Source organism: Bacillus cihuensis, assembly GCF_000504145.1.
GTDB lineage: Bacteria > Bacillota > Bacilli > Bacillales > DSM-1321 > Peribacillus > Peribacillus huizhouensis.
Map to the genome: position 1 here is coordinate 932,063 of NZ_KI632495.1, position 19,067 is coordinate 951,129.

Here is a 19,067-nt window from a genome sequence, read left to right on the forward strand (position 1 = left end):
ACGATTAAAAATTATCATTTTAGATGTCTAATGCTCTTTTTTTGATGACCATATAATATAAGTAAAGAAATAGGTTACCAACTTCTTAAATTAGTATACTCATAAAAATTGAATTTATTTATCCAAATTATGCATTCGTTTGTCCCATTTTCAATAAAGCTAATTTTATCATGAAATAAGATATATCTTCTGGTAAATTTTCTTTAATCGGCTTTAGTTTATCCGTACCTATGCTTTCAATAGCTTGATAGATCAACTCCAGTTTCTCCTTAGGAAGAAACATGTCCCACTCTATATTTAAACCCTCTTCCGCGCATGTAACAAGATGATTTTCAATCGTTATTTTACTTAAACCACGTATACTTGCAATTTCACCAGTGCTGTTTCCTTCTTTGTACAAACGGTAAGTTTCCAAATATGTAGCTTCTTTTTTTGTTTGTTTCTTACCTTCCATCACAATTGGTTTCTCCAATTCAGCTTCCGGGTTATCTTCTAGATATTTAGCAATTGTTTGAAGGAATCGATCACCGTAACGATCTTGCTTCTGCTCCCCAACACCTTTAACCGTTAGCATTTGTGAAACAGTTACCGGCAATTTAGCGGCCATGTCTTTTAATGTCGCATCGGAAAATATTATAAAAGGCGGAACCTTTTCATTCTGAGCAATTTCCTTTCGAGTTTGGCGGAGCATTTCGAACAAACCGCTATCTACTGTTGTAATAGTTTGTACCTGCTTCAATTCTTTTTTCATAACCTTACGCTTTCCAAGTAAAACTTCTTTGCCCGTGTCACTCACTTTTAGCACTGGATATTGGCCGCCGGTTATTTCAATGAATTGCTGGGCAGTTAAATAGTCGATAAAATCAGCGACATGCTTAGCTGATTTTGCTGAAAGAATGCCATAAGTCGTTAACTTCTGGAAACCAAATTCTTCTATTTTCTTCACCTTAGAACCTGTTAACACCTGACTAATTAATGTTTTTCCAAAACGTTCACCCATACGAATCATGCAGGACAAAACCATTTGTGATTCTGTCGTAACATCCATTTCAACACGATTGTCTTTACAATTCTCACAGTGCCCACAATCTTCAGGATTCTCTTCTCCGAAATAGCGAAGAATGAAGGCTTGTAGACATCCTTCTGTGAAACAATAATCTTTCATTTGATTCAACTTCTGTAATTCCTGATCCTTCCATTCATCTGTGCCTTGCGATTGATCAATGAAAAACCGTTGAATATGTAAATCCTGCGGCGAATAAAGTAAGACACATTCACTGTCAAGACCATCTCGACCGGCACGGCCCGCTTCTTGATAATAACTTTCCATATTTTTTGGTGTTTGATAATGTAAGACAAACCGCACATTCGATTTATCAATTCCCATCCCAAAGGCAGAAGTAGCCACCATAACCGTTATATCATCTTTTAAAAAACCCTCTTGTTGACGAGTACGTTCCTCCTCATTCATCCCAGCATGGTATCTACCTGCTTTAATCCCTGAATTCGTAAGTTTTTGCGAAATCCGGTCTACGTCTTTTCTTGTTGATGCATATATAATTCCAGACTCACTCTGATTTTTTTCCAAATATCTCATTAAAAATTGCGCTCTATTTTCATCCTTCAAAACGGAAAATGTTAAATTATTTCGGGCAAAACCAGTGGAAAATTGATGATCTAATTTGATATCTAGAGTTCGGCAAATATCTTCCTTGACGATTGGTGTAGCAGTAGCTGTTAGGGCGAGGACAACCGGATTCTGCGGAATTTCTTGTAGGAGTGTTTTGATTTTCAAATAACTCGGACGGAAATCATGCCCCCATTGTGATATACAGTGCGCCTCGTCAATGGCAACAAATGAAATGTCCAGCTCACTTAATTGATGCAAAAAATGAGGAAGTTCCAATCTTTCCGGAGCAATGTATACGAGTTTATATATTCCGGCTTTGATCCCAACCAATCGTTCTGCCGCTTCATTAGCACTAAGGGAACTATTAAGAAACGTAGCTGAAATGCCATTTTGATGTAAAGCATCCACCTGATCCTTCATCAAAGAGATGAGAGGGGAAATGACTAGCGTAATTCCGGAAAAAATTAGTGCTGGGATTTGATAACAAATTGATTTCCCTCCGCCAGTCGGCATAATTCCAGCAGTATGGTATCCCGCTAGAACCGATTCGATAATTTCTTCCTGACCAGATCGGAATGAATCATATCCGAAATAAGTTTGAAGCAACTGTTGATGCTCACTTTTCAACACGTTCACCCTTTCCATTCATTTTCAAAAATTGTACAAGCACTTTCATTATACGTAAAGAACGATATGAAGACAAATTGAATTATATTAGAAACTTGAATCGCTCAATGAGCAAAAATCAATATATGAATAACAACATAAAACCTTTTATTACAAAAGGTCGGACAATGCGTACAATCTCTAGTTAAATTAACGTAAAAAATAAATATAGTACGCTAAACAAAATAAAAAAAGGTGTTGCAAAAGAAGGGTCAGACCTCGCATCAACTAAATTCAGTATAAGGTAAATGTTTGATACTCTACCTACTGATTTAGAATGCGAGGTCTGACCCTACAAGACACCTTCCGTTTATGTAAAGCGTTTAGTTTAAAACTTTAACTTTCACATTTTTTCTGCCCCAATTTTTTGCATCTTGCAAATCAGGTACGAAGACATCAATTTTATTTCCTTTAATCGCGCCGCCCGTGTCTCCGGCTACTGCATATCCATATCCTTCAACATAGACTTTTGAACCTAATGGAATGACAGATGGATCAACTGATATTACCTTTGTATCTGGATTGTTTTTCAGATTAATTCCAGTCGCTGTAATTCCGCTACAACCATTGCAACTTGCCGTATATGCTGTTGCAGTAACAGTTATTTCCTTTTCAATACTTTCAGTATTAGCATCCGTTTTTGCAGCTTGTTTAACGACTGGTTTTGTTGCTGCCGTTGATGCTGATTGCTTTTTCGGCTGTGCCTCTGGAACTTCAGCGGTTCTTGGTTGTTGAATGGCTTCAGATTGAACTGGCGCCTGACTTATACTATCCAAAATAACAATCTGATTGTCTGGATAAATTAAATCACTTTCAATACCGTTCCACTCTTTAATATCATTGACTGTTACTCCGTTTGTTTTCGCTATATTCCATAATGTATCACCAGATTTAATCGTATAATATTTTTCATTCGAAACCTTTAGTATATCGCCCTTATGAATTCGAGCCGTTTCCAAACCGTTCCATGTCATAATGTCTTCTACAGATACTTGATGTGTTTGAGAAAGTCCCCATAATGTATCTCCATCTTTCACTTTCACATCCTGCGCATTTGCTTGTGACCCTAGACTAATGGACAATACTGCAACCGCAGCTAATGATAAGACTGATTTTTTCATATAATAGTTACCTCCCTGTTCGCTTGTTCAAGCTAACAATATTCATGTTAACACAGAATCTCCCCCTGCAAAGAACAAGCAGATGAAGATCTAGTAACAAACATAACAGCGGGATGACAAAGAGATAACGAGTAAACTGAATAGTCAAACAATTCCCGTGTGAATAAATGCTCAAGTAAAAACGAGCAAAACATTAATAGTACAATGCTCTCGCCACATAAATAGCTTGGTATTTGACGTCAAGAGGTAGATTGCATACTAATAATTTAGATTAAAAAATTATGTTATCTACATAAAGTGAAACTTTATTCAGTGGGAGTCTTGACTTCCTGTTATTGCTTGGTTAAAAAATAATTTAGCATCTATTCCTTTACAACAAGGCTCTGTTAAACTTGCCTATTGATTTCTTCTTAAGTGTTCGCTTTTCGCGGGCGATCCGTAAGCTTACTTGGGGCTGTACGCCTGCGGGGTCTTCACTTTGACTCGCTTTTCTAAGCAGGAGTCTCACACCATCCGCTCAAAACAACATAGTGCCAAAATTAACAACGACGTTTAACAAAGCCTATAACAAAAAAAAGGATGATGAACAGATTTCACAATATTAAAGTGAAAAACTTCATCAACCCTCAGCTTTATTTTCGATTTGAAGAATAGGTCCAGCCATCTTCTTGATAGACTTTATCTTCTTTCATTAGTTTCCCAAGTGCGCGTTTGAAAGCACCTTTGCTTAAGCCAAAATGGAATTTTACATCTTCCGGCAATGTTTTATCACCATATGGCATTGCTCCACCACGATTTAATAAATATTTATAAATAACAGCTGCGTCTTCTTCCATTTTATCTTGTTTGAAAGGTAAAAGGGATACATTTAACGTCCCATCCTCTTTCCGATCAATAACTCGCCCTTCCACATGCTCACCTAGACGAGGTTCTTCTACTCGTTCCGTTTCATGGATAAAGCAACGATACCCTTCTTGTGAGATGAAAAATGAGCCAACCAATAATAAACGGTATACGTTTCCTTTAACCGAAGCGTTACGAATTCCTTTTAGCGGGGCTTCAACTGATGTTTCCTGCATCACATCTTCTGTCGCAAGTTTTCCTAATAATCTTTCATGTTTGTCGGTTTTTAAAGAAATATACAAGGCATCTCCCACTTTTGGCCATAAATGACGTAAATTCGGTAGATCATCAACTGAAACCAAAATATCTTTACTAATACCGATATTTACAAATACGCCCATTTCTTTTTTTACGCTGACAACCTCAGCCCAGCCATAGGAATCAAAGCGTACTTCAGGGATTTTCATTGTGGCGGTCAAGCGCCCCGTTTTATCTAGATATACAAACACTTTTACTTTATCACCAATTGAAATTTGTGAATCAGATTGGATTTCACTGTTAGGGAGAAGTATACTATCCATCCCATCACCCATAAAATAACCATACTCAGCTTCTCGTTCTACTTCTAATTTGATGGCTATTCCAGCCTGTATTTTACTCATCTTTATACCTCCTGAAGCATATCACTACATGTACTTCTAATATTGTACCCGTTTTTATTATTTAGCGTATGTAAAAAAGAATAATTAATGTCGTCCACTAAATTCGAATGACCGTATACAGCATAAGTAGCTATGCATCTATTCTGTTTGCCATATTTGAATCTATCATTTTTCGAAAGAATTGTATATGTTAAATTAAAAAAACATCCTTGGGCATTTGATCTAAAGCCCAACGATGAAAAAGGTTCAGGTCCTCAATTTGCATTACCATATGAAGGTGGCGGTGCGGGACTAATTTTGCGAAGCCCCGCTCCTTTTCCACAGAAAAAAGACGGAATTACTGCAAGTAACTCACGGCTCCTTTTTCATCTATCTTAATATTATAAGAAAGCTGATTAAGCTTTGATATAATCGCTTGGTTAAAGTTTTCGTCCATGAATTGAGGTTGTCCTTTGACAATTTTCGCAGGCTTGAGCGAAGAAGAAATTTCTCCATTATCCAAGGTAACTTGGACAATCATCGTTTCTGAACCTTTTTTTGAAGCAGATTCTGTGAAGATGAAATTACCAAGACTATAATATATTGGACACCCTTTGTACTCTTCAATCCCCATCAATGAATGGCTGTGGGAACCAATAACGGCAGAAGCACCTGCATCAATGAATGCTTTCCCCATTTCTCGAGCATAGCTTTCCGGGTAATCTTGCCTTTCTCTATTCCAATGAATCATCACCATCAGATAATCCGACTGCTCAGCTGCTTTCTTTACATAGGACATCATCGGTTCATTTTGATAGCCACTTGCAATGCCAGGTTGATCCCCTTTTGCTGCCCAGGAGACCTCAGGCAGAACCCTACTTATCCCTATAATTGCAATTTTCTTACCATTCACTTCCTTATAATAGGCAGAAAAAGCCTCCTCTTCGTTATTCCCTGCACCTGTATAGGCAATATTGTACGATTTTAAATGATCAAATGTATCACGTAATGCGTCTATTCCATAATCTAGTGTATGATTATTTGCCAAGGAAACGACATCAACACCTGAGTTGACTACTCCTTGCAATGTCTTTGGATCCGATCGAAAGGTAAACTGCTTATCAGCTGGGATACCGCGTGTTGAGACAGATGTTTCAAGATTAATTGCCGTAATATCAGAGTTCCGGAGCGATTCGCCAACTTGTTTAAATGGGTAATCTACTCCATATACATCTATTAATTCCCCTACACTTCGATCTAATAAAACATCTCCGGTAAACGTTACTGTGATTGGTTTATGCATTTCCGATTGCTCGCGCTTATGTACGTCCGGTTCTTTTTCTAGAAAAGAGGATTCTGGAACTTTCTTAACAGCAACTTTCGTAACCTGGTTTTCTTTTGCAGAAAAAGCCGGTACAACCTGTTTTTCCATCGATTGCAGCTGAAAAAGATAGAATGCAACACTTATAAATAGACAGACAGATACTAATAATGTCGTTTGAATAAGCAGTTTCCTTGTTCTACGAGTTATTCTACCCATATACCTTCTCCGTTCCTATTTTATAGACTTTATCTATCTATTATACCAAAACTGGTAATTCTGTTAAACCTATCCAGGCGTTCCTACTAAAGATTTCAACATCACCTACATCTATCACAATAAATGTAAATTGATTATTCAGGCACTAAGATTTGACCTTGTTTCCCATTACTTAACAAAGTGTGCATAATCACTTTTGAAAGTTGACTTGGCTGGTAAGGCTTTACAAGATATTCTTGAGCACCTAAAGAATAACCTAGTTCTTTTTCATCTAGAGCTGTTGAAACAAAAATCGGTATATGTTGGAATCGTTCATTTCCCTTTAATTCTTTCATAATACTCCAGCCATCCAATTCATCTTCTTCAAGTAGAATATCTAGAACAATGGCGTCTGGGACAGCTTTTTTCATTTGCTCAAACGCTTGACTTCCACTGCTAAAGTAACTAACATGGAATCCGCTATCAAGTAATTCAAGTTTTAAAAGTTCAGCTAAACTTAAATCATCTTCAATGACAATGATATTGTAATTCAAATCTGATGAGATTCCTTCCGCTTGTTTCGTTAGCTCTCTTGTTATCACTCTTGGAAATTCAAGTTTAAAGACACTTCCCTTTCCGTATACAGATTCGACGAGTATTTTTCCACCACTAGCTTTTACAATTTCTTCAACAATTGCTAGTCCAAGCCCAGTTCCGCCAATTCTTCTGTGATCCGAATTGTCTACTCGATAAAACTTTTGGAATAAATGTGGAATAGCGTCATTAGGAATACCCAATCCTTCATCCTCAATTTCGATGAATACGGATTCAAGGTTCTCACTTATTCTTACTGTAATATTTCCCCCATTTGGCGAGTATTTTATTGAATTGCTAAGAAGATTCGTAAACACTTGTTCAAGCTTAGATTTATCGCCAAAAACAATGGACTGATGTACATCCGATTTAAGCGCAAAATGATGAAGGGTCGTATTCACTTTTTGGTGCTCGATTGCCGTTTCGATAATTGGATATAAATCCACATATTTCTTCTCATATGTTTGCTTACCTGACTCCATTCTTTGAACATCAAGGAAATCGTTAATTAATAGAGTTAACCGATTTGCTTCATTATAAATCGTCTGCAAATATTTCATTTTTCTTTCTGGCTTTAATTCTTTATTTAATAGAAGTTCCGTAAAACCTAGGACACTTGCTAGAGGAGTCCGTAATTCATGACTCACTGTGCTTACAAATTCAGATTTCATTTGATCAACTTCGTATTCTTTCGTTATATCGCGATGGACAAGCATTGTTCTTAGTGTATCATCCCCATGATAGATCGTTTTCGCATACACCTTAATTATTTGTTTTGTATCCTTTTTACAATAAACAAATGATTGCTCATCTTCTGCATTTACGGCTGATTCAATGACTTTTTTCAAATCGACGAGGAATTTATCCCCTTCAATTTGCTGAGCCATAAGCGAGCTCCATTGCGTCCATGTCAATCCTATCCAACCATTTATTAATGTTTTTTGATTAAAGATGGTATTTAGACGCTGATTTACTTGAATCGTTTTACCATCTTGATCAATCAACTGAATTCCTTCTTGAACTGCATTTAAAATATCTTGATTTAAATTACGATTACTCTCCGTTTCTTCATACATCCTGATTGTTTCAAGAGAAATTGCAATTTGTCTGGCTAAGGCTTCATATTCACTTAAATCCTTGTCTGAGAAATTGTGACCATATCGGCTGAACACCATGATTGCTTCAACTTTATCCAAAGATGATAGAACGGGTAAATACAAATCATAACAATAGTTTATATTCTCATGATATCCTTTTTCTGCAATTTCTTGTTCCCGTTTCAAGGTGAATGCTTGCTTTGTCTCAAACAGACGCTGTACCAACCCTATATCCATAAAACGAATAAATCGATCGATACCTTTTTGTGTTAGACCAAAGGCGGCATAAGCGTCTTCTTCTACTAGTTTAATGATTCCTCGATCTGCACCAATCAACTTACACATGTTTTGAACAACACTTTGCAGAACTTCTTTTTTATTTAAGGTACTAGAAATACTATGAATTAATTCATTTCTTCTAGAGAGTTTTTGCTCATGTGATCTAAGACTTTCTAATGTGGCTTCAAGTTCATGCTGCTGTGCATGTAATTCATCTTGTTGGGCGATTAACTCTTCATTTTGAGCAACTAATCCCTGTTCTTTTTCCTGAATACTTTCAACCATCTTCTGGAAAGCAACAGATAGCGTACCTAATTCGTCTTTTCTCTTAGGATCCACATGAATAATCGCTTCTCTACCAGCGGCAATTTCATTTGCGGCAAATGAGAAGTCAATCAGTGGTTTGCCAATATTTCTAAAAATCATTCGAATAATATATTGGACGAACAATAAGAAGAGAACAATAAAACCAATAAAGATTAGCTGTAAATTTGATTGATTTTTACTAAGTTCGACTACATTCTTCGCTAACTGATTATCAAGCGCTGAGCTTATGGCCTTCGTATCTTTTAGAAACCGCTCCACTTTCATGGTAGTCTCTGTATTTGCTATATCAAGAATTTCAGTATGATTACCATTTTCATAATTGGTAATCATATTTGACAACACATCACCAAAGTAATAATCTGAAAACTCAACCATTTCTCGGAAATTGGATATATCAGAAATAGTCACACTATCCCGTTCTAGTTCTGAAATTAACGCTCTTATCCCCTTTTCTTTGCCTCTTGCACGCTCCATCAATTGTTGGTTATTCAATGCAACATATCCTCTAATATCTAAAAAAACTGCGTTATATTCATCATAAATCGCATTAATCGTTTTCCGTTTTTCAACGAGGACCTTGCGATTCTCGATATATTGATGATTTAAGTTTTGTTGAAGAAAAAACAAAATGGCAGTACCTAAAAGACCAAATATGAAACAAGCACTGATGAGTAAAATAACCTGTCTGGACAGGCTGTTCCGAAAATAATTACTAAGCCTCATTTACAATTTCCTCAATTTTCTCTAAAAGTTTAAGAGGACTGAATGGTTTTTCCATAAAATAGTCCGCACCTGCTAACAGAATTCTTTCTTGTTCATAGGCTTGACTTTTTGCTGAAAGCATCAAAATTTTCGAATGTCCCAGTGTTTCGCCTGCCTTAATTTTTTCAATTAGCTCAAGACCTGTATATACCGGCATCATATAATCAAGAATTACAAGATCATATTTTTCCATTTTCAAATAATCAAGTGCTTCTTGGCCATCAGCCGCTTCGTCAACGATAAAATCTTCATCCTCAAGCGTGTCAACAATTAACATCCGTAACACCGCTTCATCTTCTGCCAATAAAATCCGTTTCATGTTTTTCCTCCTTGAATAAAATGAGTAGAAATCGAAAATAGCTGAATCACTCACATTATTTTTCTATCATATTCATACTTGTAAGTGATCTTCTAATAACACCCATTCTATATAGATCGGATTTTTTATCATTTTTTCTAGCATATCTGCATTATTTTTCTCGTTTTAGTAAACGTTCAATTCGCGCCTGAAGTTCAGGCACTGAAAAAGGTTTTGTAACATAATCATCTGCACCAAGCTTCAATGCTTGAGCAATATTTTCTTTGCTCTTTCGTCCAGTCAGCATTAATACCGAGAATTGGTTTGCATAAGGACCAGACTTCACTTTTTGTAAGACCTCAAGTCCATCCATGATTGGCATGACTCCATCAACAATCAAAAAATGATCCCGACCGTCATCTGCCCTTCCCGATTCAAAAAATAAAGGTCCATTTTCAAAGACCGCAATATTCAGTTCTAAATGACCCATGTCAATCGATTCGATTATTTTGTAGAGCATGGTTCGAATAATGATATCATCGTCAATGACTGACACATTGAGTATATTCTTTTTGTAAAAAAGGGACCTTCCAGAAGTCTCCACCCGCGCTCTCCCTAAACGCTTTGCCTCGTATAAAGCGTGATCTGCATACTTAAACGCTTCTTCAGGAGTTACGAATTCATCATCAACCGTATATAATCCAGCAGAAAATGTGACGGTAAAACTATTCTCTTTATATATAAACACTTTTTGGGAAAATTCATGAATAAGTTCCGTCAGCCTTTGTTGAGCATCTATATTCTTGGTTCCTGGAAATATAATGACAAACTCTTCTCCCCCATACCTGAAAATTAAATCAGAACTTCTAATGGATCTTTTAATAAATTGGGCAAATTCATTTAGCACTCTATCCCCAAACAAATGTCCGTATGTATCATTCACTTGCTTAAAGTAATCAATATCTACCACGCTGATTGAGAATGACTGTTTCGACCGTTTATATTCTTGAAAATATCGCGGAAGCGTTTCTTCCAAAAATCTTCTATTATAGATTTGAGTTAATTCATCTATTAAGACCGATTGATCAAACATTTTCTTCCTTTGTATATGTCGTTCTATCTTCACAATGAACTCTTCAATATCAATTGGCTTACCGATAAAGTCATCTGCACCAGATTGATAAGCTTTTATTCTTGTTTGCTTGTCATTTTGTATACTTATTATCATCTTAGGAATGAAATACTTTTCATTATGAGTCTGTATATCTTCTAAAACGTGAAAGCCGTCTTTCATAGGTAAATGTATATCTAGAATTAAAAGATCAGGCTGCATTTCGAAATATTGATTAACTGCTTTTTCAGGATCAGTATTTGTAATGACCATCCAACCTTTTTCTTCAAGCACATCTTTAAGTAGAATTAACATGGACACATCATCATCAATTATCTGGATTAGCGGTGCATTCGAAGGTCGGATTGTACTAGTTTTTATTGTTACATGTTCAAAATTTTCATATTCATAAGTTAACTCCATTAAATCAAATAAAAAGTTTCTTAGCTCATCAAGCTCCCAAACTTTTTGGCTATTTTCATCAAGGTCCAAAAGCAGCCGATCAGATACTTGCATCAGACCGCCAAGCTGAATGGTTCCAGCAGTTCCTTTGATGGAATGTAGAAAACGATAGACGTCTCTTTGAGGAATTCCTTCATTTTCTTTAGGTTCAAACCAATCCGTTAAAATCTTTTTTGTATTTTGTATTAAATGATTCTTATATTTTTCCAAATTCACAAATATCCCCCTATTACAAACTTACCTTCATCATAATACAATCAACTCACATTACATAGAAATTTTTCTGTGGTAAAGGACGGGGCTACTCACGATCAGCTCCGCACCACAACCTTCATTAGGTTATTTTAGTAGTTAGTTTAGGTGGGTAAGTTACTGGAATACTTTTCATTGTATTCATAATAGGTTTTGGAGTCGCATTAATACTCTTATAATGAGGAGACCTCTTATTGAGATCTTTGCGCTTCTTAACATTTCAACTGTTTAACAGTCATGCTTAAACAAAAGGGCTCCACTTCTATCGTTTGTGTTCTACAAACGATAGAAGTGGAGCCCCAACATGTATCCCTTTTGATTTACAGTCGTTATAGTATTACTCTATTTAACTCGTTAACTTTATATCGCTTTTATTTCCATTGGTTCTATCATTCATACTAGTATTTTTTGTAAGTGAACTTATAATAAACATTACCAAAATATTAGCAGCAAGAGCGATTATACCAATATTCAAATCTTGAATGACACTTGGAAGCGATGGAAATAACATAGCCATTGTCGTTTTAGTAAATGTGACATAGATAACAATCGATACACCAACCAGCATTCCGATTCCAGCACCATATTTAGTAATTCCATTATTCTTTCTTAAACTTAAATACAACGATGGAGCCATTTGGGTAATTAAACTAAATGATGTCAAATATAAAGTGGCTAATGTGCTACTTTCACTCATGGAGAAAAATGCACATACTATTGATAATAATATAACAAATCCTTTTGCCGAGAGCGCTTTGCTTTTATCAGAAACCCCTGGCTTTAAAGGTTCTATTACGTTGGTCGTAATCATTGTAGCTGCTGACATTAACATCATCGATCCAGGAACTAGTGTTGCAAGCAATCCTGTTGCACCTATAATTCCGACAAACCATGGATCAAACGACTTCATTGAAAGTTCTAACAATGCAAAGTCACCGTTTTCTAAGCCTGGAAGCTGGACAATTGCTGTAAATCCAACGAAGTAAACAAATAGTACCATAATAGCGTATATCGGTAGCAATACTGCATTTAAACGAAATGCTTTTGCATTTTTAGACGCAAATACTGTTGGTGCAACATGAGGCCACATGAAATACGCAAAGGAACTAATTGCAACAGTTGAGATAAACCATGAAACGCTCAACCCTTTCTCAGGAAGGGTTAACGCTTGAGGCTTAACCTCACTAACCGCTTGGAACAGCCCTTGAAAACTTCCGTGGTAATGCAATGGTAAATAAATTCCCAAAAATAAGATAACGAAGAATATTAAGAAATCTTTAATTGTAGAGGTCCACGCCGATCCATGGATTCCTGAAACCATTACATAACCTAATAGTGCAATCATCCCTACCCAAATGGCTACATTTGATGAAATAGCACCATATGATGTTGCTGCAACTAAAATCCCCATTGATTTAAACAGTATCGTGATATACGGAATCAGTGCCACTACACCAACTATTGCAACGAATACGCCAAGCCCTGTACTGTTATATTTCTTGGAGAAGAATTGCGATTGAGATACTACATTGTTTTCTTTCGCATATTTCCAAATGACTGGTAATAGCCAATAGGATGTTATTGTTCCTAAAGCAGTGAAAGCTAATAAATAAAAGGCTGCTGCACCATTATTAAATGCTAATCCACTCGTTCCTAGCAACGTAAAAACGGAATAAGTTTCACCAGCTAACAGGAGGAATACAAATACCCCGCCAAAACCCCGGCCGCCAATTGCCCATTGTTCCATACTCATATCTTTCCCACGTTTGGCTAAAAGCCCCATAACAATACTTATAATTAAAAATAGTGTGATAATTAACAATGCTATATTCATTCTTCATTCTCCTTATTAAGAGGATCCAAACGATAAATAACGAACATAATCACTGAGCATGATAATGCCCAAAATATGATCCAAAATAAGAAAAACGGTAAACCTAATACATAAGGTTCGACTTTGTTTACAAAAGGAGCTCCACCTAATATTGCAATAAAGGGTAATATCGCTAGTAAATAGTATAATTTCATATCTTCACCATGCCTTTCAAATGTTTTAAAGTACATCCTATTACTTGATTAAACATTTATGGAAATCAGATGGGGTTCTTCCCCATCTAATTGGAAGCTCCTACCTAAAGAAGCACGGACTTCACCTTAATACTTACATAGATATAGTTGCTTTTGCTGCTGATCCGGCAACAAATTTTCCGAATCCAGGTTTTTGAGTCACATTTTCTCCATCAAAAACTTCCTCACCACGTACAATTGTTGAAATAACTTTACCATTCAATTCCTGACCATCAAATGGAGTTAATTTCGAGAAGGATTTAAATGAATTTTGGTCAATAACTGTTTTTTGATTCGGATCAATTACAGTGAAGTCAGCATCAAATCCTACACTGATTTGCCCTTTTCCAGGGATATTAAATACTTCTGCTGGATGTGTAGACATTAAATTAGCAAAGTCATTCGGTGATAATTTTCCATTTGAAACGGTGCTGTTAAACATTAATGGTGTCATAATTTCAACGCCAGGCAACCCTGATGACGCAAGGAAAATATTTTCATTCCCTTTTACTTTTTGTTCAGCACTCCATGGAGCATGGTCAGAAGAGATTAAATCTATATTGCCTTCTTTGATATGCTCCCACAAACCTTGAACTTCCTCTTTTTCTCTTAATGGTGGGTTGTTTTTCGCAACTGGCCCGTATTTCTCGAGATCATCTACATCCATTAATAAATACGGATAGCATGTTTCACAAGTCACTTTAACCCCTTGGGCTTGGAATAGTTTAATCAAATCTATTGTTCTCGGATGACTAACATGAACAATATGAAGTTTCACATTCGTCCAATAGGCAAATTCCAATAACTTTAATACAGCGCTTGTTTCGGTAACTGGCGGCCGAGTTTCGTTATGCGCTTTTGGATAAACCTTTCCTTCTTTCTGATATTGTTCAATCATATCAACAATTATTTCATCGTTTTCTGAATGGAAAGCAGCTCGTAAACCTGTCTCTTCAATCAGTTTCATAGCTTTTAAGATTTCCGGATCTGGAATTCTCGGAAAACGATACTCATCTGTTTCAAAAGTAGACATCTTAAAAGCAATCGCTCCAGCTTCTGCTAAAGGAATAATTTGATCCGTTCCACCCTTCTTCGAAATGGTTCCCCATAAACAAATATCTACAACCGCTTCTTCTTCTAACTGCTTAACTTTCTTTTTGAATTGCTCAACATTATTAATTGGGTTTGGCAAATCATAAGGCATATCTAAGAAAGTTGTGATCCCACCTGCTGCTGCAGAAGAACTAGTTGTAACAAATCCTTCATTTGGATTACTAAAACAGTGCACATGAACATCAATCGTTCCCGGAAATACATATGCATCACCAAAATCTTTGATATTTTCGGACTCTAATTTTCCTGATCCTTCATGAATACTAACGATTTTACCTTCCTTAATTCCTACTTCACCGTGGATTACTGTATCTTTAGTAACAATATTCCCTTTAATAATTTGATCTACTTTAGTCATGAGGTAAAAACTCCCTTATAGTTGATTTTCAATTTTTTCTACAGCAGTTTTTATTGCCTGTACAATATCATTCTTCTCTTTTCTTTCCATTCTTTCTTTTGGGCCAGCAACACTCAAAGATGCAACTAGCTTTTTGTCGCTATCAAATATCGGCATACCATAAGAAATAACACCATCATCAATTTCACTTTCCGAATAAGAATACCCTTTTTGGCGAATTTCCTCTAAATGGTCTAACATGACATCCAAATCGAGAATCGTTTGATTCGTGTGTTTTTTTACAACTCCACTAAGATAAAGATCTTTAACAATTTGGTCGCCCATAAAGGCCAATAAAGCTTTGGAAGAAGCTCCTCCGTAGATAGGCACAATATTTCCTTGTTCAGATGAAACTTTAATTGGATGTCCAGAAGGAACGGCTGCTAAACAAACCGCTTGTAAATTGGAGGGCACTAATAATATAGAGCTTTCTCCTATTGATCGAGTTAATTCTCTCATTGCTACTTGAGAAACGACTGGTAGATCAATATCCATTTTTACAATCTTAGCTAATTTTAAAAAAACATATCCCAAGCTATACAATCCAGGTGAACTCTCAACAATGTACCCCTTTTCTTTAAGCACCCTCATATGTCTATATACTGAGCTTTGTGGTTGTTGGAGTTTAGCTGCTAGTTCTGGGACAGAAAGAGTTCTTGATTCAAAATCAAATTGTTCCAATATTTCTAAAGTTTTTTCTGCACTCACTACAATCCTCCGTTCTTAAGAATGTGAAATTGCAATCAACAATTTCATTACAATTATCATTTAATGATAATACATTATCTATATTTGATAATATATACTTAGTAATCATATTGCAAGCGCTTTTTTGAAAAGATAATATAATAAAAAGAACTATTCTTTCTATAAATAGATGAATAGTTCTTTTTTACATTTTGATCTACCTGATTTATCCCGCGTTAACGCGCAGTAAGACCCCCCACTGATTGAAGTTTCACTTTATTTTGAAAACTCTAGAACAGCATTTAACATAGCCTTTGCTCCTAAATATAAATCCTCTTTCTCTGCCCATTCTTCCGGACAATGACTTCTACCATCCTTACATGGTATAAATATCATCCCTACCGGAGCAAGCAATGACATTTGATTTGCATCATGACCAGCACCGCTTGGTAATTCAATGACACTATCTGTCACTTTTCTACATGAGTTATGTAATAATTGCTTAATTTCATCATTTACTACAATTGAACTTGATCTTGAGATATTTTCAATTTGTACATTTACATTCCTATCCCCTGCAATTGAATCAACATTTTCTAAAAAGTCATTTGCTACTTTGTCAATCACCTCTTCAGAAATACTACGAATTTCAACAGCGAATTCTACTTTTCCAGGTACCACATTTGATGCATTAGGAAAATTATTAAAAACGCCAACTGTTCCAACAACTGGTTGCTCAAATTCTCCATTTGCTGCTTTCTCTAAAGCAAGTGTCATTTCAGCAGCTGCTGTAAGAGCATCATTTCTCATATCCATCGGTGTTGTTCCTGCATGATTTGGTAATCCATCTACTGAAATTTTATATCGTTGAATTCCTACAATCCCTGTTACAACACCTAAATTCGCATTCTTTCTTAATAAAACTGGTCCTTGTTCAATATGCAATTCCAAATATAGAGCGATTGTACCTTTCTCTTTTTTACATTTAAATAGATTATTTGGGTCTCCCCCTGCGAATGTAATCGCAGCGGATAACGATTGTCCATCCGAATTCGTGTAAGTCAACATTTCTTTGGTTAAGTTACCAGACCATGCACGGCTACCAACTGTAGATAAACCGTATTCTGATGGTTCTTCTGCTGTAAAATCTACAATTTCAATTGTATGTTTGATTGCAATGTTATGTTCAACCAAAGACTTAACAATTTCTAATCCTACAAGTACACCAGCAATTCCATCAAATCTTCCTCCATTTGGAACAGTATCAGTATGAGATCCAATAACAATTGGAGGTAGGTTTGGTTCAGTACCAATCAATCGTCCAATTACATTAGCCCCTTCATCCTTTTTTACTTCTAAACCTATTTCACTCATTTCACTCATTAACCATTCTCGCCCTTGATTATATTTGGCAGTAAATGACCGTCTTGTCCATGGTTGATTCTCAATTGTGATATCAGCTAAATCATTTATTGTTTTCCATAATCGATCTTTATTTATCAATTCCATCTTTACACCCCATTAATAGTTTAATAATACTGACATATTATCAGCTGTTTTAATCACAGCTTTTGAAAGACTTTTGATTGTTTCTTCCGAAAATTTTTGACTAATTCCAAGGATGCTAACAGATCCTACTATTTTTCCAGATTTCGAGAATATGGGTGCAGCTACTGCACTAATTCCTAAATCTAACTCACCATGACTAACAGCAAATCCATTCTTTTTTATTTGTTTTAACTCCTGTTCAAGTATCTCTTTTGAAACGATTGTAGAATCAGTAAATTTCTCCAAAACCTCTTCACCCATAATCCTATCTATTTTCGCTTGAGGAATAAAAGCCAATACCGCTTTTCCAGAAGCAGCTGCATGTAAAGCTGAATATCTGCCAATAATATGGGTTACATGTACGGATTTGGGACTATCTATTTTATCAATGCATTCCACTTTTTCGTCCACAAGAGCCGAAAGAGTTACCGTCTCTGAACATTGACTCGATAATTTCTCCAATTCCGGTCGTAATGTGCGTTGCAGAGCTTCGTTTTTATCAAATCGATCCACAATAATATTAAATTCCTCAGGACGCAAACCATAATCACCATTATCTTGTTGAAAGACGAATCCTCTTCTTTGCAGCGTTTTTAATATTCTGAATAAAGTTGATTTATTTATCTTCATTATTTTAGATAATTCACCAATTGATATTGGTCTATTTATCATCGATAAATGCGATATAACTTGTAATCCTTTATCTAAGGTTAATAAAATTTCTGAACTATTTTTATTCATTCCTAACTGCCTTCACTTTCTGAACAATTAAATGTTGGGCGTTATAGCAAGTGCATGAATATTTACTTTCAATTTGAGCTACTAAATCCGAGTCATACCCATAGCAATCCATGATCACATACTTTGGATGATGTAATTCAATCTCTCTAATCATTTCTTCATGTACTGCTTCAGATTTTGGATGAACAGCTACAATATGTTTATTCCCTTCTACAATTGCCCATTTTATTTTCGCTGTTGCTATCTGTTCTTTGATTGGAACAAATATGATGGTAGTATCACCGTTTTTTATATTTCCTACCTTTTCTTTCAATTCTTTAATCGGATAAATTATTTCTGTTCGATTAGCTGTACACGTAAATTCACTCATGCATAACACTGCAATAACTTCAGAACTATCCTCATATTCTTTTATTACATCTTCAACCTTTTTTTCGATCGTGCCTTTGCTCATATTTGCCATTCCGTTTCTCAATACAACGTATAATTTTTCTTCTCCCGGTTGTTTTACTAATACATCTATTTCATTTTGCGAAACATGATCAAGTGCACCAACCAGTTGATAGTCACATATCCCCTCCCTTTTAAACGCTTTCAACAAGTCATCCCTAGGGGTCTGACCAATCGTTATTAAAGTAACCATCCTATACCTCCAATATTATTTGTCGTTTCAATTATAGAAACAATTATTTCTATAATAGGTATATCAGAAATATTACCTAATGGAATTTACGTTGTCAATTTACTTTCTGGAAATAAAAATAACTAAAACCCTAAATAAATTAAAGGATCTTAGCAATTGGTAAAACAAATAATTGAGAAAAAGAAGCTAGATTTTTTTAGAGTACTATAAAATTCTACTATGAAATCAATACTCAGATTAACTATATTATTGGTTCATTCTTACATGAT

Annotated in this window: 14 protein-coding genes; all 14 read right to left on the reverse strand. The window is 35.7% G+C overall.

Translation table 11 applies throughout. The features are described 5' to 3' along the window. Window positions 1-127: 127 nt before the first annotated feature. The 14 genes from recQ to V179_RS0110435 all read right to left on the reverse strand — a co-directional run bounded on the left by recQ (window position 128) and on the right by V179_RS0110435 (window position 18,798). On the reverse strand, window positions 128-2,275 hold the full coding sequence (recQ, locus tag V179_RS0110370) for a DNA helicase RecQ (RefSeq protein ID WP_051404924.1): 2,148 nt from the start codon (window positions 2,273-2,275) through the stop codon (window positions 128-130). Between the two features lie 344 nt (window positions 2,276-2,619). After that, window positions 2,620-3,417, reverse strand: coding sequence for a LysM peptidoglycan-binding and 3D domain-containing protein (locus V179_RS0110375; protein ID WP_028391379.1), 798 nt, complete (start codon window positions 3,415-3,417; stop codon window positions 2,620-2,622). A 632-nt stretch (window positions 3,418-4,049) separates the two neighbouring features. Continuing rightward, window positions 4,050-4,922, reverse strand: a complete 873-nt coding sequence (locus V179_RS0110380; protein ID WP_028391380.1) for a CvfB family protein — start codon at window positions 4,920-4,922, stop codon at window positions 4,050-4,052. Window positions 4,923-5,259: 337 nt separating this feature from the next. Beyond that, a complete protein-coding gene (locus tag V179_RS0110385) occupies window positions 5,260-6,441 on the reverse strand; it encodes a CapA family protein (RefSeq protein WP_152534722.1) in 1,182 nt (393 codons plus the stop codon). Window positions 6,442-6,575: 134 nt separating this feature from the next. Further along, complete coding sequence (locus V179_RS0110390) at window positions 6,576-9,440, reverse strand: ATP-binding protein (RefSeq protein ID WP_028391382.1); 2,865 nt, start codon at window positions 9,438-9,440, stop codon at window positions 6,576-6,578. Beyond that, window positions 9,430-9,798: a response regulator gene (locus V179_RS0110395; RefSeq protein ID WP_028391383.1), complete on the reverse strand. Its 369-nt coding sequence runs from the start codon at window positions 9,796-9,798 to the stop codon at window positions 9,430-9,432. Before V179_RS0110395 ends, V179_RS0110390 begins: the two co-directional genes overlap by 11 nt. Window positions 9,799-9,949: 151 nt before the next feature. Next, window positions 9,950-11,566: a GGDEF domain-containing response regulator gene (locus V179_RS0110400; protein ID WP_235179023.1), complete on the reverse strand. Its 1,617-nt coding sequence runs from the start codon at window positions 11,564-11,566 to the stop codon at window positions 9,950-9,952. 382 nt (window positions 11,567-11,948) lie between these two features. Beyond that, complete coding sequence (locus V179_RS0110405; RefSeq protein ID WP_028391385.1) at window positions 11,949-13,436, reverse strand: sodium:solute symporter family protein; 1,488 nt, start codon at window positions 13,434-13,436, stop codon at window positions 11,949-11,951. Next, complete coding sequence (locus tag V179_RS0110410; protein WP_028391386.1) at window positions 13,433-13,630, reverse strand: DUF3311 domain-containing protein; 198 nt, start codon at window positions 13,628-13,630, stop codon at window positions 13,433-13,435. Before V179_RS0110410 ends, V179_RS0110405 begins: the two co-directional genes overlap by 4 nt. Window positions 13,631-13,763: 133 nt before the next feature. After that, a complete protein-coding gene (locus V179_RS27755; protein WP_051404926.1) occupies window positions 13,764-15,140 on the reverse strand; it encodes a dihydroorotase in 1,377 nt (458 codons plus the stop codon). Between the two features lie 15 nt (window positions 15,141-15,155). Further along, on the reverse strand, window positions 15,156-15,887 hold the full coding sequence (locus tag V179_RS0110420) for an IclR family transcriptional regulator (RefSeq protein ID WP_028391387.1): 732 nt from the start codon (window positions 15,885-15,887) through the stop codon (window positions 15,156-15,158). Window positions 15,888-16,142: 255 nt separating this feature from the next. Further along, window positions 16,143-17,375: a M20 family metallo-hydrolase gene (locus tag V179_RS0110425; RefSeq protein WP_028391388.1), complete on the reverse strand. Its 1,233-nt coding sequence runs from the start codon at window positions 17,373-17,375 to the stop codon at window positions 16,143-16,145. Window positions 17,376-17,387: 12 nt separating this feature from the next. Then, entirely contained in the window at window positions 17,388-18,155 is a 768-nt protein-coding gene (locus tag V179_RS0110430; RefSeq protein WP_028391389.1) for an IclR family transcriptional regulator, read from the reverse strand. Then, window positions 18,148-18,798: an AroM family protein gene (locus tag V179_RS0110435; RefSeq protein WP_028391390.1), complete on the reverse strand. Its 651-nt coding sequence runs from the start codon at window positions 18,796-18,798 to the stop codon at window positions 18,148-18,150. The genes V179_RS0110430 and V179_RS0110435 overlap by 8 nt, the downstream gene beginning before the upstream one ends. Between the last annotated feature and the right edge of the window lie 269 nt (window positions 18,799-19,067).